20 protein-coding genes and 1 pseudogene are annotated in these 21,636 nt (G+C 69.9%); 13 read left to right on the top strand and 8 right to left on the bottom strand.

Features of this window, described 5'->3' with window-relative positions; all coding sequences use genetic code 11:
* The first annotated feature begins 83 nt into the window (after window positions 1-83).
* Together OO69_RS21910 and OO69_RS21905 are read left to right on the top strand one after the other, a co-directional pair.
* Window positions 84-1,022 carry a DUF3558 family protein gene (locus tag OO69_RS21910; protein WP_234444497.1) on the top strand — a complete coding sequence of 313 codons (939 nt, stop codon included), beginning with the start codon at window positions 84-86 and terminating at the stop codon, window positions 1,020-1,022.
* Between the two features lie 199 nt (window positions 1,023-1,221).
* Window positions 1,222-2,553, top strand: coding sequence for a DUF2637 domain-containing protein (locus tag OO69_RS21905; RefSeq protein WP_033282434.1), 1,332 nt, complete (start codon window positions 1,222-1,224; stop codon window positions 2,551-2,553).
* 93 nt (window positions 2,554-2,646) lie between these two features.
* On the opposite strand, the gene lysS is transcribed toward OO69_RS21905, so the two are convergent.
* The gene (lysS, locus tag OO69_RS21900) at window positions 2,647-4,392 is read right to left on the bottom strand and encodes a lysine--tRNA ligase (RefSeq protein ID WP_033282433.1); all 1,746 of its coding nucleotides are present in this window, start codon (window positions 4,390-4,392) and stop codon (window positions 2,647-2,649) included.
* Window positions 4,393-5,006: 614 nt separating this feature from the next.
* Between lysS and argS the strand changes: the two genes are divergently transcribed.
* The gene (argS, locus tag OO69_RS21895) at window positions 5,007-6,776 is read left to right on the top strand and encodes an arginine--tRNA ligase (protein WP_033282432.1); all 1,770 of its coding nucleotides are present in this window, start codon (window positions 5,007-5,009) and stop codon (window positions 6,774-6,776) included.
* Window positions 6,777-6,926: 150 nt separating this feature from the next.
* Here the strand turns inward: argS and OO69_RS21890 are convergent, their stop codons facing one another.
* The gene (locus tag OO69_RS21890; protein WP_033282431.1) at window positions 6,927-7,364 is read right to left on the bottom strand and encodes a peptidoglycan-binding domain-containing protein; all 438 of its coding nucleotides are present in this window, start codon (window positions 7,362-7,364) and stop codon (window positions 6,927-6,929) included.
* A gap of 296 nt (window positions 7,365-7,660) precedes the next feature.
* Between OO69_RS21890 and OO69_RS21885 the strand changes: the two genes are divergently transcribed.
* Complete coding sequence (locus tag OO69_RS21885; RefSeq protein ID WP_033282430.1) at window positions 7,661-8,437, top strand: peptidoglycan-binding protein; 777 nt, start codon at window positions 7,661-7,663, stop codon at window positions 8,435-8,437.
* A complete protein-coding gene (locus OO69_RS21880; protein ID WP_033282429.1) occupies window positions 8,434-9,273 on the top strand; it encodes a helix-turn-helix domain-containing protein in 840 nt (279 codons plus the stop codon). The genes OO69_RS21885 and OO69_RS21880 overlap by 4 nt, the downstream gene beginning before the upstream one ends.
* Window positions 9,274-9,314: 41 nt before the next feature.
* On the opposite strand, the gene OO69_RS21875 is transcribed toward OO69_RS21880, so the two are convergent.
* Window positions 9,315-9,500: a hypothetical protein gene (locus OO69_RS21875; RefSeq protein ID WP_033282428.1), complete on the bottom strand. Its 186-nt coding sequence runs from the start codon at window positions 9,498-9,500 to the stop codon at window positions 9,315-9,317.
* A 22-nt stretch (window positions 9,501-9,522) separates the two neighbouring features.
* On the opposite strand from OO69_RS21875, the gene OO69_RS21870 reads away from it, so the two are divergent.
* The 3 genes from OO69_RS21870 (at window position 9,523) to OO69_RS21860 (ending at window position 12,561) form a co-directional block, all read left to right on the top strand.
* Complete coding sequence (locus OO69_RS21870) at window positions 9,523-9,738, top strand: hypothetical protein (protein WP_033282427.1); 216 nt, start codon at window positions 9,523-9,525, stop codon at window positions 9,736-9,738.
* A gap of 41 nt (window positions 9,739-9,779) precedes the next feature.
* Complete coding sequence (locus OO69_RS21865; RefSeq protein ID WP_158713409.1) at window positions 9,780-10,469, top strand: hypothetical protein; 690 nt, start codon at window positions 9,780-9,782, stop codon at window positions 10,467-10,469.
* A gap of 154 nt (window positions 10,470-10,623) precedes the next feature.
* Window positions 10,624-12,561 (top strand): glycosyltransferase family 2 protein, encoded by a 1,938-nt coding sequence (locus OO69_RS21860; RefSeq protein WP_033282425.1) that lies wholly within the window; start codon window positions 10,624-10,626, stop codon window positions 12,559-12,561.
* A gap of 16 nt (window positions 12,562-12,577) precedes the next feature.
* Here the strand turns inward: OO69_RS21860 and OO69_RS21855 are convergent, their stop codons facing one another.
* On the bottom strand, window positions 12,578-13,552 hold the full coding sequence (locus tag OO69_RS21855; RefSeq protein ID WP_051801143.1) for a calcium-binding protein: 975 nt from the start codon (window positions 13,550-13,552) through the stop codon (window positions 12,578-12,580).
* Window positions 13,553-14,064: 512 nt separating this feature from the next.
* On the opposite strand from OO69_RS21855, the gene OO69_RS21850 reads away from it, so the two are divergent.
* On the top strand, window positions 14,065-14,511 hold the full coding sequence (locus OO69_RS21850) for a hypothetical protein (protein ID WP_033282424.1): 447 nt from the start codon (window positions 14,065-14,067) through the stop codon (window positions 14,509-14,511).
* Window positions 14,512-14,513: 2 nt separating this feature from the next.
* Window positions 14,514-14,930: a hypothetical protein gene (locus tag OO69_RS51965; protein ID WP_033282423.1), complete on the top strand. Its 417-nt coding sequence runs from the start codon at window positions 14,514-14,516 to the stop codon at window positions 14,928-14,930.
* 18 nt (window positions 14,931-14,948) lie between these two features.
* Here the strand turns inward: OO69_RS51965 and OO69_RS50270 are convergent.
* Window positions 14,949-15,329: pseudogene (locus OO69_RS50270) on the bottom strand (ATP-binding protein); the annotation flags it as partial.
* Window positions 15,330-15,451: 122 nt separating this feature from the next.
* Here OO69_RS50270 and OO69_RS21840 point away from each other — a divergent pair.
* The 3 genes from OO69_RS21840 (at window position 15,452) to OO69_RS21830 (ending at window position 17,537) form a co-directional block, all read left to right on the top strand.
* On the top strand, window positions 15,452-16,264 hold the full coding sequence (locus OO69_RS21840) for a helix-turn-helix domain-containing protein (RefSeq protein WP_033282422.1): 813 nt from the start codon (window positions 15,452-15,454) through the stop codon (window positions 16,262-16,264).
* A complete protein-coding gene (locus OO69_RS21835) occupies window positions 16,261-16,500 on the top strand; it encodes a DUF397 domain-containing protein (RefSeq protein ID WP_033282421.1) in 240 nt (79 codons plus the stop codon). The genes OO69_RS21840 and OO69_RS21835 overlap by 4 nt, the downstream gene beginning before the upstream one ends.
* A gap of 155 nt (window positions 16,501-16,655) precedes the next feature.
* Window positions 16,656-17,537, top strand: a complete 882-nt coding sequence (locus OO69_RS21830) for a DUF4253 domain-containing protein (RefSeq protein WP_033282420.1) — start codon at window positions 16,656-16,658, stop codon at window positions 17,535-17,537.
* A 24-nt stretch (window positions 17,538-17,561) separates the two neighbouring features.
* Here the strand turns inward: OO69_RS21830 and OO69_RS21825 are convergent, their stop codons facing one another.
* The 3 genes from OO69_RS21825 to OO69_RS21815 form a co-directional block, all read right to left on the bottom strand.
* A complete protein-coding gene (locus OO69_RS21825) occupies window positions 17,562-18,386 on the bottom strand; it encodes an arylamine N-acetyltransferase family protein (protein WP_033282419.1) in 825 nt (274 codons plus the stop codon).
* 35 nt (window positions 18,387-18,421) lie between these two features.
* A complete protein-coding gene (locus tag OO69_RS21820; RefSeq protein ID WP_033282418.1) occupies window positions 18,422-20,320 on the bottom strand; it encodes an FHA domain-containing protein in 1,899 nt (632 codons plus the stop codon).
* A gap of 80 nt (window positions 20,321-20,400) precedes the next feature.
* On the bottom strand, window positions 20,401-21,633 hold the full coding sequence (locus tag OO69_RS21815) for a PLP-dependent aminotransferase family protein (RefSeq protein ID WP_033282417.1): 1,233 nt from the start codon (window positions 21,631-21,633) through the stop codon (window positions 20,401-20,403).
* Window positions 21,634-21,636 lie beyond the last annotated feature (3 nt).

Raw genomic sequence — 21,636 nt, 5'->3', positions numbered from 1 at the left:
CCGCACAGCTGACTCACCGCGTACCGTGGCCCCTCGGACCCGATCCGACGGCAGGAACCACGAGCGTCATGAGTGAAGGAACCATGCATCAAGCAGCACAGCGAGAGCACAGTGACCAGCAGCGGGCGACGCGTCTGAGCCGCCTCCTTGTCTGCGCGGCCGCCGTCCCGGTGATGCTGATCGCGGCCGGCTGCTCCTCGGACTCCGGCTCCGACGACGGCGCGGGCAAGGACACGACCGGCCCCGGCGCGACGACGTCGGCCGACGCGACCGCCGCTCCGACGGTGCAGGCGGCGGCGTACCAGAAGCTGCCCGAGCCGTGTGCGGTGCTGTCGAAGAAGACGTTGACCGAGCTGGTGCCGAAGGGTGCCAAGTCGGGCAAGGAGGGCACCTCCAGCGACACGGCGTCGCGCGGCAGTTGCTCCTGGACGAGCCTGGACAACAACGGGGTCAAGGGTTCGCAGTTCCGCTGGCTGAACGTGTCGTTGCTGCGGTTCGACTCCTCGCAGACGCAGGGCGAGGGCGACAAGCTGGCCGCCGCGTACTACGCGAAGCAGGTGCAGGAGGCGCAGTCCGTCACCGGCGCGAAGAACGCCAAGTCGGAGCCGGTCGCGGGCGCGGGCGCCGAGGCGACGGCGGTGCGCTACGACCTGAAGAAGAAGGAAGGCGCCTTCAAGCAGCAGACGGTGGTGGCGCGGGTCGAGAACGTGGTCGTCACGATCGACTACAACGGCGCGGGCCTCGCGGGCGAGAAGGCCCCGAGCGCGGACACGCTGACGAAGGCGGCGGAGAAGGCCGTGAAGGAGGCGGTGGCGGCGGTCACGTCGGCCAACGGCACGGGCGCGGGCGGGAGTTCGGGCTCCGGCTCGGGCGGGGCGAGCAGCACGCCCTCGAAGTCCCCGTCCAAGTCGCCCGCCAAGTCCGCCTCCCCGTCCGCCTCCAAGTCGGCGGCGAAGTCGGACGCGAAGGCCCCGGCGGCCACCGCTTCCTCCTCCGCCTCTTCCGCCGCGGACAAGAGCTGACCGCACATTTCACATCCGGTCCATTTGCCGGCCTCAACTCGCAGGTCAGCAAGGCCCTTTGACGGAGCCCGGCCCCTTCGCGGACCGGGCTCCTGACAGTCCGGCACCCGGGACGCCGCACACATGTGCCACCCTGTTGCGCGCAACAACATGTAAGGGGAGGGGAGTCCGGGTGTCCGCACCCATTCAGCTCACACGTATGCACCGGGTACTCATCGGTGTGGTCGTCTCCGGTGCGGTCGTCATCGCCGGTATCGGCTTCGCCGGTTCGTACGCCGCGGTGCGCGAGCTCGCCCTGAAGAAGGGCTTCGGGAACTTCGCGTATGTCTTCCCGATCGGCATCGACGCGGGTATCTGTGTCCTGCTCGCCCTCGACCTGCTCCTGACCTGGATCAGGATCCCCTTCCCGCTGCTGCGCCAGACGGCCTGGCTGCTGACGGTCGCGACGATCGCGTTCAACGGCGCCGCGGCCTGGCCCGACCCGCTCGGGGTCGGTATGCACGCGGTGATCCCGATCCTGTTCGTGGTCTCGGTGGAGGCGGCCCGGCACGCGATCGGCCGGATCGCCGACATCACGGCCGACAAGCACATGGAGGGCGTCCGCCTCACCCGCTGGCTGCTCTCCCCCGTCCCCACGTTCCTGCTCTGGCGCCGGATGAAGCTCTGGGAGCTGCGCTCCTACGAGCAGGTCATCAAGCTGGAGCAGGACCGCCTCGTCTACCAGGCCCGCCTGCACTCCCGCTTCGGCCGCGCCTGGCGCCGCAAGGCCCCGGTGGAGTCGATGATGCCGCTGCGCCTGGCGCGCTACGGCGTCCCCCTCGCGGAGACGGCCCCCTCGGGCCTCGCGGCGGCGGGCATCGAGCCCGTACTGCTGCCCCCGGCCCCGCAGTTGGAGCCGGTCCGCGAGCAGGAGCAGCCGACGCCACCGGCCGTCCAGAACACCCCGACGCCAGTCCGCGAGCAACTCCCGGCCGCCGAGGGCAACGAGCGGCACGAGCAGTCGCGGGACCAGGCCGAGCCGCAGAACCCGTGGCTGCACTCGCGTGACCCGCAGACGGTGGCGTACCAGGGCGGCTACGACCCGACGTACGACCCGGACTCGGCCTACCGCCAGTGGTACGCGGAGCAGCAGCAGGCCGAGCAGTTCCAGCAGTACGAGGAGGAGCAGCAGCGGTTCGAGCAGCAACAGCAGCCGTTCCCGCAGCAACAGGCCTTCCCCCAGCAGCAGTTCGAGGAGCCGCCGCTCCCCGAGCCGGAGCCCTCGCCGGAGGACACCGGCACGTTCCCGATCCCGGCGGGTCCCGGCCGTACCCGTGAACTGGGCGCGGGCGGCGGCACGGAGCCGTCCGAGGACGACTACTACCTCATCTTCAAGAAGTCGATAGACGGCAGCTACCCGACGGGCGGCCAGTTCCGCGACGACGTCGAGGCCACCTACGGCATCACGCTCCCGCACCGCGACGCCGACCGCATGGCCAAGCGCTTCACCAACCGCCACACGGCGGAACTCCAGGAGGACCACATCGCGTAAGCGGTCCCGGTCCGATCTCCTACGACGATGAGGGCGCCCCGAGCTGGTCGGCTCGGGGCGCCCTCATCGTCGTAGATCCGACTGGCCGGGGTGCTACTCCCCCAGCAGCCTCCGCACCCGCTCCTGTCCAACAGCCAGCAGCAGCGTGGGCAGACGCGGCCCGGTGTCGCGGCTCACGAGCAGGTGGTAGAGGAGGGCGAAGAACGTCCGCTGGGCGGTCTTGATCTCCGGCGGGAGTTCCTTGGCGGTCGCGTCGGCGGAGAAGCCGGCCTGGACCTTGGGGACGCCGTAGACGAGGTGGCTCAGGCCGTCCAGGGACCAGTGGTCGGCGAGGCCGTCGCGCAGCAGCCGTAGCGACTGCTGGGAGGGCTCGTCGAGGGACTTGAGGAGTTCGGTGTCGGGTTCGTCGCGCACGATGGTCCGCTGGTCGGCGGGGACGTGCGTGTTGATCCAGGCCTCGGCCTTGTCGAGCCGGGGGCGGACCTCGTCGAGGGTGGACAGGGGGTCGGCCGGGTCGAGTTCGCTGAGGATGCGCAGCGTCTGGTCCTCGGCTCCGGCGGTGATGTCGGCGACGGACGCGAGGGTCCGGTACGGCATCGGGCGGGGCGTGCGGGGCAGCTCACCGGCGGCGGTGCGCACGGCACGGGAGTGCGCGGCGAGGTCGGCGGGCAGGGCTGCCCCCTCCGCGACCTTCCCGTCCAGCTTGTCCCACTCGTCGTAGAGGCGCTGGATCTCCTGGTCGAAGGCGATCTTGAAGGACTGGTTGGGGCGGCGGCGGGCGTAGAGCCAGCGCAGGAGCTGCGGTTCCATGATCTGGAGCGCGTCGGCCGGGGTGGGGACCCCGCCCTTGCTGCTGGACATCTTGGCCATGCCGCTGATGCCGACGAAGGCGTACATGGGCCCGATGGGCCGCTCGCCGCCGAAGATCCCGACGATCTGCCCGCCGACCTGGAAGGAGGAGCCCGGGGAGGAGTGGTCGACACCGCTCGGCTCGAAGATGACGCCTTCGTAGGCCCAGCGCATGGGCCAGTCGACCTTCCAGACCAGCTTGCCCCGGTTGAACTCACTCAGCAGGACGGTCTCGGTGAAGCCGTCCTCCGTGCAGACGTAGGTCAGCTCGGTGGTGTCGTCGTCGTAGGCCGTGACGGTGGTGAGGTCCTTGCCGCAGCTGCCGCAGAAGGGCTTGTACGGGAAGTACCCGGCGGAACCGGAGCTGCCGTCGTCCTCCTCGGCCGCGCCGGACCCGGCCTCGGCCTCCAGCTCGGCGTCGTCGACGGGCTTCTGCGACTGCTGCTTCTTCGGCGGGGCCTTCTTGGTGCGGTACTGCTCCAGGATCGCGTCGATGTCGCCGCGGTGCTTCATGGCGTGCAGGATCTGCTCGCGGTACACGCCGGAGGTGTACTGGGCGGTCTGGCTGATCCCGTCGAACTCCACGCCCAGCTCGGCGAGGGAGGCGACCATGGCGGCCTTGAAGTGCTCGGCCCAGTTCGGGTAGGCGGAACCCTTCGGGGCCGGTACGGAGGTCAGCGGCTTGCCGATGTGCTCGGCCCAGCCGGCGTCGACCCCCTCGACCCCGTTCGGCACCTTGCGGTAGCGGTCGTAGTCGTCCCAGGAGATGAGGTGGCGGACCTCGTGGCCCCGGCGGCGGATCTCGTCGGCGACGAGGTGCGGGGTCATGACCTCGCGGAGGTTGCCGAGGTGGATGGGGCCGGAGGGGGACAGTCCGGACGCGACGACGACCGGTTTGCCCGGGGCCCGACGCTCCGACTCCTCGATGACCTCATCCGCGAAACGGGAGACCCAGTCGGTGGTCTCGGTGCTCTGAGCCACGATCGGCACGTCCTCTTTTTCTGACAGTTCTGCACGGGCAGCCGGTACGGTCGCACGACTGACCGTCTCATTGTCCCAGGCGACCTCACTTCCACGAAAACGCCTTTTCCAAGCGCGTGACCGTGGGTGGGGGTGGGTTTGGGGTGGGTGGTTTCGGTTGTGGGCAGGGTGCGGGTCCGGTGGGTGCTTGTCGCGCAGTTCCCCGCGCCCCTTAAGGGCGTCAGGGTTCGCGGGGTGGAGGGGTGCGAGGCTTGGACGGCGGCGCAGCCGCCTCCAAGGGGCGCGGGGAACTGCGCGGCCAGCCCCCACCGGGCCCGCAGCGGCTGAGACCTGGACGACACCCCCGCCACCTTCAAGACCCGCGAGGCCCAAGGCCTGGACGGCGGCGCAGCCGCCTCCCAGGGGCGCGGGGAACTGCGCGACCAGCCCCCACCGGGCCCGCAGCGGCTGAGGCCTGGACGACACCCCCGCCACCTTCAAGAGCCGCGAGGCCCGAGGCCCTCAAGGGGCGCGGGGAACTGCGCGGCCAGCCCCCGCCGGGCCCGCGCCCGAGAAACTCGCTTTACCCCCCGTGGGATACTGAGGGTGTCTACCAAACCCACCAGGAGAACGGCTCCCACCCCATGACCTCGGTCACGTCGCTCACCGACCTAGTCCACCAGCGCCTCGCGAACGCCCTCACGGCAACCCTGCCGGAGGCCGCCGCGGACCCCCTGCTGCGACGGAGCGACCGAGCCGACTTCCAGGCGAACGGCATCCTCGCCCTGGCGAAGAAGGCCAAGGCCAACCCCCGGGAGCTGGCGACACAGGTCGTCGCGAACGTGGAGACCGGCGACGTGATCAAGGACATCGAGGTCTCCGGCCCCGGCTTCCTGAACGTGACGATCACCGACCGCGCGATCACCGAGACCCTGGCCGCCCGCTACGCCGACGACACGGCGCGGCTCGGCGTACCCCTCGCCCCCCACCCCGGCACGACGGTCATCGACTACGCCCAACCGAACGTGGCGAAGGAGATGCACGTAGGCCACCTCCGCTCCGCGGTGATCGGCGACGCGGTCGTCCAACTCCTGGAGTTCACCGGCGAGTCGGTGGTCCGCCGGCACCACATCGGCGACTGGGGAACGCAGTTCGGCATGCTCATCCAGTATCTGGACGAGCACCCGGGCGAGTTGGACCACGCCGACGCGCAGGTCACCGGCGAGGAGGCGATGTCGAACCTCGACCGTCTCTACAAGGCCGCGCGCAAACTCTTCGACTCCGACGAGGAGTTCAAGACCCGGGCCCGCCGCAGGGTCGTGGACCTCCAGGCGGGCGACCCGCAAACCCTCGCCGCGTGGCAGAAGTTCGTGGACGAGTCGAAGATCTACTTCTTCTCCGTCTTCGAGAAGCTGGACATGGAGATCCGGGACGCGGACATCGTCGGCGAGTCGGGTTACAACGACATGCTGGACGAGACCTGCCGCCTCCTGGAGGAGTCCGGCGTCGCGGAGATCTCGGACGGCGCGCTGTGCGTGTTCTTCGACGACATCAAGGGCCCGGACGGCAACCGCGTCCCGCTGATCGTCCGCAAGTCCGACGGCGGCTACGGCTACGCGGCGACGGACCTGTCGGCGATCAGGGACAGGGTCTTCAACCTCAAGGCGACCTCGCTCCTCTACGTCGTGGACGTCCGCCAGTCCCTCCACTTCAAGATGGTCTTCGAGACCGCCCGCCGGGCCGGCTGGCTCAACGACGACGTCACGGCGTACCAGTTGGCCTTCGGCACGATCCTCGGCAAGGACGGCAAGCCGTTCAAGACGCGTGAGGGCGTGTCGGTGAAGCTGGAGGACCTCCTCGACGAGGCGGTACAGCGCGCCACGGCGGTCGTCCGGGACAAGGCGGAGAAGGTCGGCCTGACCGAGCAGGAGATCATCGACAACGGCCGCTACGTGGGCATCGGCGCGGTGAAGTACGCCGACCTGTCGACGTCCGCGGTCCGTGACTACAAGTTCGACCTGGACCAGATGGTCTCCCTGAACGGCGACACGGCGGTGTACCTCCAGTACGCCTACGCCCGCATCCAGTCCATCCTCCGCAAGGCCGGCGAGTTCCACCCGCAGGCCCACCCGGAGCTGGAACTGGCCCCGGCGGAGCGCTCGTTGGGCCTCCACCTGGACCAGTTCAGCGAGGTGGTGGCGGAGGCCGCCAGGGAGTACGCCCCGCACAAGCTGACGGCGTACCTGTACCAACTGGCCTCTACGCTCACGACGTTCTACGACCAGTGCCACGTACTGTCCCCGGACAACGCCCCGGAGGTCGTCGAGAACCGCCTGTTCCTGGTGGACTTGACGGCGCGGACGCTGCAGCGGGGGATGGCACTGCTGGGCATCAGGACACCCGAGAAGCTGTAACTACAGCTGCAGCTGCAGCTACAAGGGTGTTCAGCACGCACGTGTGAAGGTGGCCCGCCCTCTCCCCCGAGAGGACGGGCCACCTTCATGAACGGCCCTTGCCGTCAGAGGTCCTTGCCGTCAAAGGCCGCCGGCTCAACCGCCCTCGGCTCAGATGCCGTTGGCGAAGTTCTTGAACGCGGCCCGGGTGCCGGAGCCCGCGTCGCCGTCGATCGCGCCGGTGTAGCCCCAGTTCTGCAGGAGCCGCTGGAGCGCCTTGATGGTGTTGACACCGGGGTCGCCGTCGATGGCGCCGGTGTAGCCCCAGTAGGTCTGGAGGTTGCGCTGGAACGCCTTCCAGCTGTTCGGGCCGAGCTGGCCGTCGATGGTGTCGGTGTAACCCCAGTACGTGTGCAGCCAGTTCTGCACCTTCTTCGCCTCGGCGGTGGAGAGGCCGAAGTTCTGCACCGCCTGGATCGAGACGTCGGACGCCTGTACGGAGGCGGCCGGCGCGGCGAAGCTGGGGGCGGCGAACGCGACGCCCCCGACCGCGATACCGGCGACGGCGGTGAGGCTGACGAGGGTCCTGGCCACGACATTCGGTCGCATGCGTTCCTCTTTCAGGTAGTCGGTCGTCGTGCTGGAACGAGACTGCGGTCCGCCCGGGCCGCCCCGCCACAGTCGCCGCCGAAGTGACGTCTCGACGGGACGTCACCGCCTCCGACCTGCGGGGACACCGACAGCGGGGACGGCGGGACGGGACGCCTGACGGCCCCTCGCGGACCATGGCCGATTCCCTCCGCGCGCTGGAACCGAATAGCCGTGCGATGCGGTGTCAGTGATGCAGAATGCGACGCGGCAGGGACCGCTGACCCCGGCCCCTGAACGCGAAGTGGGGGGAACACATGTCGCGTTGGAAAGTGCTGCCCGCGGAACTGGATCCGCGGGTACGGCAGTTGGTGGTACGCCTGCGCCGCCTGAAGGACCACAGCGGCCTGAGCATCCGGCAGTTGGCTGCGCGGACGGGGTACAGCGCGAAGTCCTGGGAGCGGTATCTGGGCGCCCGTTCCCTGCCGCCGGCGGAGGCGCTGGCGGCCCTGGCCCGGGTCTGCGGCGAGGACCCCGCCCGTCTGCTGGCACTGCGGGAGGTGGCCGCGGAGGGCTGGACGGCCATGCCCGAACAGCCCCTGGTGGCAAGCCACTTGCCGTCACCGGAGCCGGCTCCCCGGTCCCCCGAGCGACGCGCCCTGCGTATCGCGATCGTGGCGGGCTCGGTGACCCTCGTCCTGGCGGTCTCGTCGGCGGTGCTGGTGACGGTCCGCATCATGGACGCCAACAGCAGCGGCGGCCCCGGGGCTTCGAGTACGGCCACGACCCGATCGGCGGCCCCGCTCGCCGCGCCGACGGCCGCGTCGCCGTACCCCTGCCGGATCCAGCGGACCGACGGCCTCTGGTACGCGGGCAACAGCCGTACCCAGCAGGAGAATCTGGCCGTGGGCAACGCCGGGCCCGATGTCGCCGAGGCGCAGTGTCTGCTGCGCAGGGCGGGGATCTCGCCGGGCGGTATCGACGGGATCTTCGGCCCGCTGACGGAACACGCGGTCAAGCAGTTCCAGAAGCGGTCCGGTCTCGTCGTGGACGGCATGGTCGGCCCGCACACCTGGAAGGCCCTCAGGGGATGAACCAACTGGCCGCGGCGATGCGGGAGTTGAGGTCGGCGACCGGCCTGAGCCTGGCGGGCCTCGCCGCGAAGACGCCGTACAGCAAGTCGTCCTGGGAGCGGTACCTCAACGGCAAGACGCTGCCCCCGAGGGAGGCGGTGGAGGAGCTGTGCCGCCTCGCGGGCGAACCGGTGGGCCGGTGCGTGGCGCTGTGGGAGCTCGCGGAGGCGGAGGCGAGCGGGCGGGCGGCGACCAGCCAAGACCGACCACCAGCGGCGACAGCGGCACCCCTGACGCCCACCTCCCCACCCCCTCCCCCGCCCCCGGTCCCGGAGCAACGCGGCGTCGTAACCCTCGCGGTCCTCGCGTCCGTCTGCGCCGTGGCCGTGACCGCCGTGGTCCTCGCCCTGCTCCTGCTCCCCGACTCCCGCGCGTCCGAACCCCTCTCCCCCACCGCCGCCACCACGGCCACCCCCGCCGGCCCGGGCTGCCACGGCGCGGCCTGCGAGGGCCGCAGCCCGATGGCCATGCGCTGCGCGGCCCAGCCGGACACCGTCGCCCGGCACCGGACGGCCACCGGAGCCTGGATGGAACTCCGCCACAGCCGAGTCTGCGGCACGACCTGGGCCCGCACCTGGGGCGGCCGCATCGGCGACCGCATCGAGATGAGCGTGCCGGGGCGGCCGGGGGCGGCGCACGGCGCGGAGGTGGGCAACGCCGTGGACGCGGAGTCGTACGTCTACACGCTGATGGCGGTGACGGGGCCGGGGACGGTGGTGCGGGCTTGTTTCCAGCCTGCGGCGAAAACGGGGGCGGCGCCGGGCGCGAAGGAGTGCTTCGAGGGACGGGTGCACTGACCTCGCGCTCTCACGAGTCCGCGAGTCCGGCCCGGCCACGGCTAAGACGCCGACGTGATCCCGTCTAGGCGGATGTCGTAGTGGGCGCCCGTTCGTCTGATGAAGCTCTGCGGGCGGTGCGGCTGATCATTTTCCGCTTTCTGCGTTCCTGGTTTGAAATCGTGCGGAGGAATGCGCAACGACTGGTAAATCTGGCGGTAATCGACCATCACGGTGATCTCCCGCACCTCTTCCGTCCTGGAGCCACACATGCCGCAGCAGATGAACGGCGCACAGCGACAAGCTGTCTGGATCAAGGCGCTGGCCGTGTTGGCCGCAGTTGCCGCAGCCGGTTTCGGAGCGTGGAAGGCCGTGGCTCCGGACGACGGCGGCGGCCGGGACATCAGCTGCCACGGCCCGGCGGTCTGCGGTGAGGACAACGACGGGAACACCGTCGGCAACGGCAACAGCAACGGGAAGAAGTGAGCCGCCGGTTAGCTGCTGCCGCGATCGTGGCAGTCTGCCTGATGGCCCCGACCACGGCCGGCTGCACGGACAACGTCTGTCACGACCAGGCCATTTGCGGTAGTCACAACGGCCACAACGTGGTTGGCTCCGCCGCCTCGGCTTCCAGCGACTCCCGGGATTCGTCGGACGCGAGCACGCCGGCCGACAGCGAAACGCCCTCCACCGAAGCCACGACCGACAGCCCCGACTCCGGATCGGCCACACAGGACGACCCGACGGACGGCGCCCCGTCGACCGACGACACCCCGACCCGGCCCAGCCGTCCGGAAAGCGTGTCCCTCTGGACCCTCTGCCAGTCGAACAACGACGTGTTCGACTGCGGCGGCTTCAACAACCCGAGGACCGTCAGCGTGGGGGAGCACACCTTCGACTACGTCGGAGAGACAAACCCGAACGATCATGGCACGGGCTGGAAAATCGTGATGGGCATGGCCTCGACCACGTGCAGCACCATCACTCTCCAATTCGCCTCGGGGGACAGCCAGAGCGAAGCCGGCCGAGAGGTACGTCTGCGACTGACGCAGGAGCACGCCCCCGCGGTCGAGGAGACCGCGAAGGACGGCACGATCGGCACACTCACCGCGAAGATCGCCGGAGGGACGTCGTTCAAGATCGAGGGAAGCGCGTCCTACGACACCAATGTGCTCGTCGACGGAAGTGCGATGTGCACCACGGTCTCCGGCATCTGACCTCGCGCTTCACGAGTTACCACGATTCCTCGCCGGTCAGAACGATCACCACCTCATCGGAACCGCCACCGTCGACGTCGACTTGGCCCCCGGGTCCGCGAGAACCGTATCGGTCACCCCACCCCGCGTCGGCCCTCCGGGTAAGGTCCGTGGAATGCCGAGAGTCAAAGTCAGCGTGATCGTTCCCGTCTACAACACCGGGAAGTACGTCGACGAGTGCGCGCCGTCCCTGCTGGGTCAGAGCCTGCCCGCCGACGAGTACGAGGTCATCTACGTCGACGACGGCTCGACCGACGACACGCTGAGCCGCCTGGAGAAGATCGCCGCCGGGGCTCCCAACGTCCAGGTGCGCACCCGGCCGAACTCGGGCTGGCCGGGCGCGCCCCGGAACCTCGGCATGCGGCACGCGAAGGGCGAGTACATCCAGTTCGTCGACCACGACGACACGCTCGGGCCCGAGGCCCTGGAGCGGCTGTACGAGCACGCGAAGCGGAACGACGCGGACGTCGTCCTCGGCAAGATGTCCAGCACGATGGTGCGGCCCCGGCGGTTGTTCCGGCGCACGGTGGACGCCTGCACGATCGAGAACGACGAGCTGATGCAGAGCATGTCGCCGCACAAGATGTTCCGGCGCGCGTTCCTCGAGGAAAACGGGCTCCGCTTTCCCGAGGGGCCGTGGATCCTTGAGGACCTCGCCTTCGTCAGCGCCGCCTATCTGAAGGCGGAGCGCATTTCGATCCTCGCCGACTATCCCGTCTATTACTGGATGAAGCGGGACGACGGCGGCAACAACACCCAGCACCGTTTCAACCCGAAGCACGGTTTCTGGCCCAACACCCGCACGATCGTCCGTCAGTTCAAGGACGCCACACCCGCGTCCGACGACATCGACGCACTCCAGAACCGCCTCCTCCACCGCCTCTACCACGTGGAGATCCTCTCCCGCACCCGCGAGCCGGAGATCCTGCGCGAGGACCCGGCCGAGCAGCGGCAGCGTTTCGAGGCGGCGAGGGAGGTGGCGCTCGAGGAGTTCCCCGCCGCCGTACGAGAAGGCCTCCCCGCGGTGTCCCGCCTGCGTGCCACGCTGCTGGAGGCCGGTGACTTCGACGGTGCTGTCGCCCTCGCGGAGCGCGTCCGTGAGGTGAAGGCCCGGAGCGAGGTCGGTGAACTGCGGTGGGAGAACGGCCGGTTGGTCGCCGACGTCGCGCTGGAGCTGCTGCGCGGGGACGGCGAGCCGCTCGTTCTCGTCGAGCGGGACGGGAAGCAGTACCTGGACCCGGAGTTGCTGGCAGGCGTGCCGGGGGCGGAGGGCGGCTGGGAGGTCCCCGATCCGTTCCGCCTGGCCTACGCGGAGTTGGTGGTCAAGGACCGTGACCGCGAGGACTGGTGGTATCCGGAGGGCGACCTGGAGCTGCGCCTACGACCGCTCGGCGACGGCCGTTCGCAGGTGATCGCCTCCGGTCAACTGTCCCTGGACCCCGACCGGTTGGCGGGCGGGCGTCCGCTGGAGCGGGGCGTGCACGACGTGTGGGCGTACGTCCAGCTGCTGGGCGTGGACCGGATGGTGCGCGTGACGGGCGACGGCCCGGCGGCGGGCCCGGCGCTGACGGGTGGCCGGCTCGCGCTGCCGTACTGGACGGTCAAGGGCCAGCTCGCCCTCGACATCGACCAGCGCCAGCGCAAGCTCGGCCCCGACACGGCGGCGGTCGCCGCGACCAACTCCGAGCGAGGCGAGGGGAGTTCGCTCCCCCTGCCGTACCTGGCGGCCACGGCGGACTCCGCCCCGGCCCGCGTGAAGGTCACCGTGGCGACGCTCGCGGTGAACGCCGAGCTGCTCCCCAATACCGGTACCGATACCGCCACGGCCCAACTCCGCCTCCCGGCCCGCCTGAAGCTCCCCTCCGGCCGCCACCCGGTATCCCTCCCGAAGACGGCCGGGCCGCTCGCGTACGCGGTCGTCCGCGACGGCACCGTGCTCCGCCTGGAGGGCCCGGCGTACGAGGCCGGGAGCGGGCGGCGCCTCCTCGACTCCGTCGCCGACAACCGTCAAGTACGGCGGGTGCGGCGGAAGTTGGGGAAGCCGGGGACGTAAGGGAGTTCGGCTCGGGTCAGTCCTGGTGTACGACGTTCCGCCCCGGCCCGCCCGAGAGCGTGTCGCGGCCCGTGCCGCCGTACAGGCGGTCGTTGCCGCTGTTGCCGTAGATCGTGTCGGCGCCGCTGTTCCCGTACAGGGTGTCGTCGCCCTCGTTGCCGTAGATCGTGTCGTCGCCGACGCTGCCGTACACGGTGTCGTTGCCGGTGCCGCCGTACAGGAGGTCGTTTCCGGTGCCGCTGCTGATCCTGTCGTTGCCGGCCTCGCCGTACAGCTCCTGGCGGCCCGGGCCGCCGTAGACGAGGTCGTTGCCCGCGCCCGCGTCCACGCGGCTGCCGTCGCCGGTGGCGTAGAGGGTGTCGGTACCGGTCCAGCCCGACGCGTAGGACCGGGCGCCGATGTGGATCGTGTCGTTGCCGGCGTCGCCGAAGACGAGCGCGTTCGTGCCGGCCGTGATGGTGTCGTCGCCCGCTTCGCCGTCGATCTCGTTGCCGTCGACCTTGCCCGTGTCGGTCGCCTTGTCGTTGCCCGAACCCAGGCTCAGCAGGGCCGAGTTGCGGACCTGGCCGGTGGCGTTGTCGTAGGCGACGGTGTCGTTGCCGTCGCCGAGGGACATCAGGAGGACGGCGTACGGGTTGCCGCTCGTCCTGCCGGTGACCTCGCAGGAGATCCTGGTGAGGTCACCGGCGGCGGGGTGGGTGCAGGGGACGCCGGCCGCGATGGCGACCGGGACCACGTCGTCGATGACGTAGCCGATGTGGACGCCGTCCTTCGAAGTCGCCCTGACGCTCACCTTGTTGGTCTGGCCGGACGCCGCCGTGTACACGAGCCGCCCGTCGCCGGTCTTCGTCACGGTCGCCGACGCGGTCGCGGCTCCGGCGGTGGCGGGCAGCGCGACCGTCACGGCGAGCGCGGCACCGACGGCCAGGCTCAGGGCCGACGCCGCGCGCAGGGTCCTGCGGCTGATACGGAGCGAACGGGGAGCGGGCATGGCACAACCTCCGTGTGAAGCAGGGGATTCCGGGCATCACGGGTGACCGCCGGTGCGGGTGGAGGGTTGTGCCCCGGTTTGCGGAGTTCATGGTTCCGCCGGGCACTGTTCAGCCCGCCCCGGACTCACCCCTCCCGCCCGCCGCGTCCGATGCCCAGCCAGGCTCCGTACAGGTCGAGGGTGCGGGTGCGTTGGGGCGCGGGCATGGGGTGTTCCTCGCTTCTCCGTGGGTGGGCTGCGAGCAGCGTGCGCAGCCCGGCGATTTGTCCTCAACCGCGATGCGGAAGCGCCTGACCACGGGGCCTGCGTTGCCGGACAATGCCCTTTGTCCATGGACATATGGACCACCGGAACCAGGAGACAGATGGTCGAGCAGCAGTCGTCCGGTCGGCCGGGTCGGAAGTTCGGCCCGGTGCGGGCGGACACGGAGGAGTACACGGCCCTCGCCAAATTCCTGCGGAGGCGTATGGAGGTCGCGGGCGTCACCGTGAAAGCGCTCTGCCCTCGCGTCCGTGCTGTCCGTGTGGGTGGTCGTACTCGCCGGCGAGGTGGAACACCTCGCGCGGGAACGGGAGTTGACCATGGGGGCGGTCCCGCCCGACCTGCCGCGCCTCCGGAGCATCGACTCCGAACTGACCCGCACCGTCGACCGGCATGACCGGACCAGCTCACAACTGGCACGCACGGACCGGGACCGGCAACTGGCCACCGCCCTGCTCGCGGAGGTCATGACCCGCACCCGGGAGATCCGCCGCGAGCGGGGGACCGCACAGCTTCCGGGGCCGGGTACGGAAGAACTCGCCCCGCAGAGTGCCTACGGCGATGACGTGGACGCGGCCCTCGATCGCGCCGAGGCGGTCAGCCGATGGTGCGATCGGGGATCGCCGCGTTCGTCCGACGACCGCGCGCGGATGTCACGGACTACCTGCGGGAACAACTTGCCCAGGGCGCACACCTGAGCGTGCACAACAACCTCGTGATCCAGGCCGTCGCCCGCGAGTGGCCGACCGAGGAGAACGGCCTCGGCTGGCTACTCCTCGGCGCGCTGCCCCAGCCCCCGTTCGCCCAGACCGAGTTGCTGCTGCACCTGTGGACCAAGCTGCCTCGCGTGTATTTCGGCGAGATGCTTCCGGGCAGGTACCAAGGCAACGGGAAGGATCTGACCGACCCCATATCGGCCTTGCACCGAGCGTGGCCGCCGCCCCTCGACCATGCCGCTCGGGAACTGGCCGCGATAGTAATGCCGTTGATCATCCGCAGAGAGTCACTGGCAGCACTCGACCTGATCGCCGGCGGACTCGCCGACCGCCGGCTCTCCCCGGCCCGGATCTTCGAGCCCTACCGAGACCTGCTCACCCCGGACTTCATCAGCCCCTGAAGACCAACCGTCCTCACACGCGAACTCCGCCCACACCACCTTCCCGAAGTCCCGTTCCCCCACCCCCCACTTGTCGGCCAGCGCGGCGACCAGCAGCAGCCCGCGCCCGCCCTCGTCGGTGTCGCGAGGGTGGGTATCGACCCGCGGCACACCACCCCCGCTGTCATGCACCTCGACCCGCAACGAGTACCCGTCACACCGCAGCAACAGCCGGAACTGACGCCCCGGCGGCACCCCGTGTACCAGCGCGTTGGTCGCCAACTCGCTGACGCACACCAGTACATCGGCGCCGCGCTCGGTCCCGGCGAGCCCCCACTCGGCCAGATACGCGTGAGCGAACTGCCTCGCGGCGGGAACGGACCGGCGTTCGCGCCGGAAGAACTTCTCCCTCAGGTTCACGGGACAAGAGTTGCGTAGCGTCACTAGCGTTGACAGGGCGTGAGCCCTGGACTCCTTTTTGTACGGGCGGAGTACGGGTCCGTGCGGGGTCCGGAACGGGTGGATGTGGGGAGCACCACAGCATGAACTCCAAGAAGAACCGCTCGACGATGCGGCTGCTGGGCGCACAGGTGAAAGCGGCCCGCATGGCCGCCGGGTTGACGCAACGCCAGCTCGCCGAGCGGGCGTTGGTCGACGAGGAGACCATCGCGTCGGTCGAGCAGGGCAGGCGCCGGCTGATGCCGCCGCTCGCCAGGTCGCTGGACAGGATCCTCGACACGAAGGGGACGTTCGAGGCGGGCGTCGACAACCTCCCGGAGATCGACCAATTCCCGCTCTACGCCGAGGAGTACATGCTGCAGGAGCGCGAGGCCATCTCCCTGTCCTGGTACGACGCGCTGGTCATCCCGGGCCTGCTCCAGACCACCGAGTATGCCCGCGCAGTCCTGTCGGAACGCATTCCGGCCTACGACGAGGACGAGATCGCGGCGAAGCTCGCGGGCCGTATCGAGCGGCAGGAGATCCTGCAGCGCAAGAACCCACCGACGATGAGCTTCGTCATCTGGGAGCCGGTGCTACACCTCGGCATCGGGACACCGGAGGCCCGCCGCGAGCAGCTCCGGTTTCTGCGCGAGTGTGCCGAACTCCCGGGCCTGTCACTCCAGTTCCTGCCGATGAACGCGTCGTCGCATGCCGGGCTGAACGGCCCCTTCACACTCCTGGAGACACCGGACCACCAGCACCTGGCCTACACCGAAGGGCAACGCGGCAGCCAGTGGGTTTCCGACCTGGATGAGGTGTCCATCCTGGCCCGCAAATATGCGATGCTGCGGTCACAGGCCCTGACACCCCAGGAGTCCAGGGGCCTGCTGGACCGTCTGCTAGGAGATCAATGAGCACCGCACTTGAGTGGTTCAAGTCGAGCTACAGCAGCGACGAGGGCGGCGCGTGCCTCGAAGTCGCCTACACCTGGCGGAAGTCCAGCTACAGCGGCGACGAGGGCGGCCAGTGCGTCGAGGTCGCCGCCTGCCCCCACACCATCCACATCCGCGACTCCAAGAACCCGGAAGCCGACGGGCCGACGCTCCAACTCACCCCCACCGCCTGGGCTGCGTTCACCGCCACCCGGTAGTAGCCAAGTCAAAGCTGAGCCACAGAAGTGTGACACTCCGCGCCAAAGTGTCACACTTCCACCAATAGGGTCCCGTCAGGCACCGCCTCTCGTGCCGGGCTCCGATCGCCCGACTGCCCACCCGGCTGTCAGTGCCCGCCTCTAAGGTTTCCGGCATGGCGACCCTTCCCAACCCGCTGCCGACGCTGGCGGCCGACCCGAGCGGCACGTCGCTCGGGCTTGAACTCCCCGCCGGGAGTCTGATCGACGTGACCGCCGAAGGCCCGGCGGACGAACCGTTGTTGTGGTGTGCGGACGAGCCGGCGAGGCCCGGGGACTACGACGCTCTCCAGTCCGCGCGCCGGGCCGCCGGGCTGCTCCCGGTGCTGCTGGACCTCGGCGGCGACCAAGGCGCCCTGGACGAATGGCACTTGCTGCCCGACGAGGCGTCGTATCCCGGGGACCACGACGCCGAAGAGGTCCTGGAGGAGTTCTGGGAGGAGTACGCGGCGGACGAACTCGCCCCGGACACCGACCAACCCAGCACGGACTCCTTCGCCGAGCACTACCCCGAGCAGGCCACGTACGACGAGTTGATCGCCCCCTACGGCCCCGAGTGGCCGGGACTCGCACCTGCCACGGAGTCGGCCGCCGACCCCGACGCCCGCGCCGCCGAGGTCGCCGACTCCCTTACGGATACCGGCACTTGGCTCAAGGAACCGCACCTCGCCCTCGTACCGGCCCGCCGCAGCGCCGACATCCCGGCGGCGATCGGCTGGACCGGACAGATCAACTACGAGGGGGACGTGGCCCGGCTCTGCGCCGTCCTGCGCTCCTGGGAGGACCGCTTCGGCATACGCGTCGTGGCGCTCACCTCCGACCAGTTGGTGCTGTCGGTCGCGGCCCCGCCGACGACCCGGGAGGAGGCCGAGGCGGTCGCCGCCGAGCACTTCGCCTTCTGCTCCGACAACATCATCCAGGGCCATCACGAGACCCTGCGCGCGTACGCCCAGCACGACGTGCTCAACCAGCGGGTGTGGTCCTTCTGGTGGGACTGACCCGCCAGGCACCCCCACCCCGGATCAGCTGAGCAGCTTCATCCCCTCAGGCGCCGCGATCCCGAACTCCTCGTCCAGCAACCGCCGTACCTCCCCCTCGTCCGTCAACTCCCGTTCGCTCACAGCTCCATCGGCCCGCGTCTCGGTCAACACGCGGCCGTGGAGCAGGAGATGACGGTCAGGGGTGACGCGCTGGACGAAGAGGCCCTTGGTGAACGGGGAGCGCGGGTTCGTGGCGATGTGCCAGTTGATGACGTCGAAGTCCACGTGCTCGAAGGGCTCCAGGGTGAAGGCGTACTGCGGCTCCCAGGCACCGTTTCCGTATGCCTGGAGCACCAGCAGTTCCAACGGCCCCCGGTGCGGCACCTGGACGAACCGGTGCCTGCGCCCCGCGCCCTCGAACTCCCCGCCCACCACCACCGGTACCGGCTCCAGCAACCCCCCGATCGCCCCGAACCCGACATCGGCCAGGTACCGCTGTGAGTCCCCCGGTACCTCCACCAGCAGCGCCATGTGCGTACGCGGACGGCTCTCCATCCGGTCCGCACCCACGACCACCCGCGCCGCCAGCAACGTCACCCCGAAGCCGAGCGCCCGCAGCGCGGTGGCGAGCAGCGTGTTGTGCTCGTAGCAGTAGCCACCGCGCCGACCGCGCACCAACTTGGCCATGAGATCGGGCAGTTCGAGCGAGGGAGCCGTACGCCGGAGCGCGTCCAGGTTCTCGAACGGGATGCCCCGCATGTGCGCGAGATGCACGCCCCGCAACGTCCCCAGGTCGGCCCGCCGCTCACCCTCCCAACCGATGTGCGCGAGGTATTCGTCCAGGTCGAAGCCGCCACTGTCAGACATGCCCCCACCCTACGAAATCACCGGCCGAACTCCGGTCACTGCTGCGTCGCCGACTCCAACGCCTCCACCGCCGCGGCCGCCGCCGTCGAGTCCTGGCCGTAGAAGATGTCGATGTCGACCTCCTCGCCGCCCATCGTCAGGGTGTCCCACGCGCCGCTGAGGACGAGCATGCGCAGGGTCCTGGACTCCAGCGTCTGGAGCCTCTCCAGGATCGCCTCGTCGTCCGGCATGCCCGCCAGGCGGGGGGCGAGTCGGTCGCGGATGGCACCCATGCGGGCCAGCAGCGTGGCCGTGTCCGCCTCGCGGTCCGGTTCCTCCGCGATCCCGTCGATGCCGTGGTCGATGATGTCCTTGATCGCCCAGGTGACGCCCTGGTCGTCGGTGGTGACCATGGCCTTCCAGGCGCGGCTCTTGTGCCGGTACTGGAGCATCGACATCGCGGCTTCGTGCCGTAGGAAGTCCGCGTCGCGGAACGGACGGCCGTTCCAGGCGCTGTTGAGGGAGCGGGCCAGCGAAATCGCCGACGCGAGGCCGCTGTTGAGGCCCCGGCCCGGCCAGAAGTGGATCGCGTTGGCCGCGTCGCCGAGCAGAAAGCCGTACGTACCGGGCGAGTTGACGGTCGGCGGCAGCAACTCGGCCGAGAAGCGCGGGCGTTGCACCATGTCCAGCCGGAAGCTCGTGACCGCGGACAGATCCTGGTCGGAGACGTCGAAGAGCCGTAGGCCCTCGTGCACGCGCTTCCACAAGGGCGATCCCTTGATCAGCGCCGGCAGGAACAGCGTGCCGTGGGTCGCGCACTGGAAGTCGCCGTGCTCGTCGCGGTTCATCAGGCACGGGCGCGAGGCGATGCACTCCTCGAAGACCCGGCGGACCGGGTCGATGCCGATGACCTCCCCCAACTCGGTGTCGGTCAGCCGCATGTTGAGGAAGCCCTCGCCGCGCAACGAGTTGAGCAGGAAACGGTTCTGAGCGACCGTCAGCAGGATCGCCATGGGGTCGGGGAGTTCCGACTTCACCCGCAACCCGAGGACCACGTCCCGCAGATGGACCCCGTCGAGGGAGTAGATCGACTCGTCCGCCTTGCCGAACCTGGCCGCGAAGTGCTCCCGGGTGCGCGACCGGCCGCCGTCACAGATGGCGAGCACATGCTGGCTGGCGAGTTCGTCGCGCTGCTCCGCCGGGTCGAACTTGGCCGGTATGAGCCGTATTCGGTCCCGCTTCTCGTTCGCCAGCTCCAGCAGCGTGTCCTCGATGTAGGCGATCCGCATGTTCCGCGGGTGGTGGTCGCCGATCGAGTCCGGGCCCGAGGGCCACATCTCGGTGAAGTGCTCGGGGTCGAAGAGCCGCTCCTGGACGTACTGCGGCCACGCGAGGTACTGCCGGCTCTGCACCGTCACCACCTGCTGGCGCCGCACATTGCCCTCGGCCTCGCTCTTCCAGACGACACGGCGGCCGTCCTTGCGCCAACGGCCCTCGTAGACCGTGATCTTCACCTGCGCGCCGAGGAAGTGCTCAAGGAGCAGGGCCATGGAGAGGCCGACGGGACCCCCGCCCACGACGGTGACCCGCAGCAGCGAACCCTCTTCCTCCGGGTGGGTCACGGAGCGGGGCAGGTTGAGCGCCATCAGGGTCTGCATCGCGTCGGCGACCTCGAAGCGGAACTCCTGGTCCCCGATGGTGATTTCGTCCCCGGGCTGCAGCAGCCGGGCCTCCACCTCCTCCCCGTTGACCTGCGTGCCGTTGCTGCTGCCGCAGTCGCGCAGGACGTAGCCCTCGTCCTGGTCGAAGACGATCTCCGCGTGGAAACGCGAGACGCTCGGGCTGGCGATGACGACCGTGTTCCCCGCGTTGCGTCCGAAGGTGACGCGGGTGTCGACGATCGGGATGCGCTCTCCCGCCAGCAGACCCTCACGTCCGACGAGCACCGGTGCCATGGCATTTCCTCCCAGGGTTCAACTCGGCGCGTTTCCAAGGGGATTCACCGATTCAAGGACCTTCGGCCACCATAAGCGCACTACCCCGAGATGGAATCCCCCAGCCCTTCCCTCAGCCCCTCCCCCAACCTCCTGAGCCCCTCCCGGATCTCCCCCGGCGTCTGCGTCACGAAGCACAACCGCATCGTCGACCGGTCGGGCTCCCCGGCGTAGAAGGGCGCCCCCGGCACATAGGCCACGTCCTGCCGCAGCACGCGTGACACCAGTTCCGTCGTGTCGTACGACTCCGGGAGCCGCGCCCACAGGAACATGCCGCCCTCGGGCCGCTCCCAACTGGACTCCTCGGGAAGGGCGTTGGCAAGACCCCCGAGCATGGCGTCCCGCCGCTCCCGGTACACCCCGGCCACCCGCGCCACATGCGCGTCCAGGTCGTTGTCCGCCAAGTACCGCGCGGCGGCGAGCTGGTTGACGGTCGGGGTGTGCAGATCGGCGGCCTGCTTGGCGACAACACAGGCCCGCAGCAAGGCGGCCGGCGCGCGCAGCCACCCGAGCCGCAGCCCCGGGGCCATCACCTTGGAGAAGGAACCGAGCAGCACCGTACGGTCCGCCGCACCCTCCTGCGCCGCGATCCACGGCAACCGCTCGCCCTCGAAGCGGAGTTCGCCATAGGGATCGTCCTCCACGATCCACAGCCCGCGCCGCACGGCGACCGCGGCGACGGCGGCCCGGCGGTCGGCGGGCAGGGTGCGGCCGGTGGGGTTCTGGAAGGTCGGCACGGTGTAGAGCAGCTTGGGCCGCTCCCGGACGACGAGTTCGTCCAGTGCCTCGGGGTCCAGCCCGGCGGAGTCACTGGGCACGGCGACGACCCGCGCCCCGGCGAACGCGAAGACCTGAAGTGCCGCCAGATAACAGGGACTTTCGACGAGGACGACGTCCCCGGGCTCCAGCAGCGCGGTCGCGAGCAGCGACAGCGCCTGCTGCGATCCGGTGGTGACGAGGAGGTCGTCGGCACCGGTCGGCAGCCCGCGCGCCGAGTTCCGCTCGGCGAGCGCGGCACGGAGCACCGGCTCGCCCTCGGTCGTCGCGTACTGCAGCGCCCGCGCGGGCGTCTCCGCGAACACCGCCTGGTACGCGGCCGCGATACCGGCCGTGTCGAAGAGTTCGGGGGCCGGGAGCCCGCCCGCGAAGTTGATCACCTCGGGGCGGGCGGTGACGGCGAGGATGTCCCGTACGGGCGAACCCCCGATCGCACGGGCGCGCGCGGCGAGCGGCGGGAGAACGGCGGGGGCGGGGGCGGGCTCGATGACGGTCATGGC

It is taken from the genome of Streptomyces sp. NRRL F-525, assembly GCF_000716605.1.
Classification (GTDB): Bacteria; Actinomycetota; Actinomycetes; order Streptomycetales; family Streptomycetaceae; genus Streptomyces.
The sequence above is the reverse complement of the archived record's forward strand: the minus strand, read 5'-3'. Positions and strand labels throughout refer to the sequence as shown.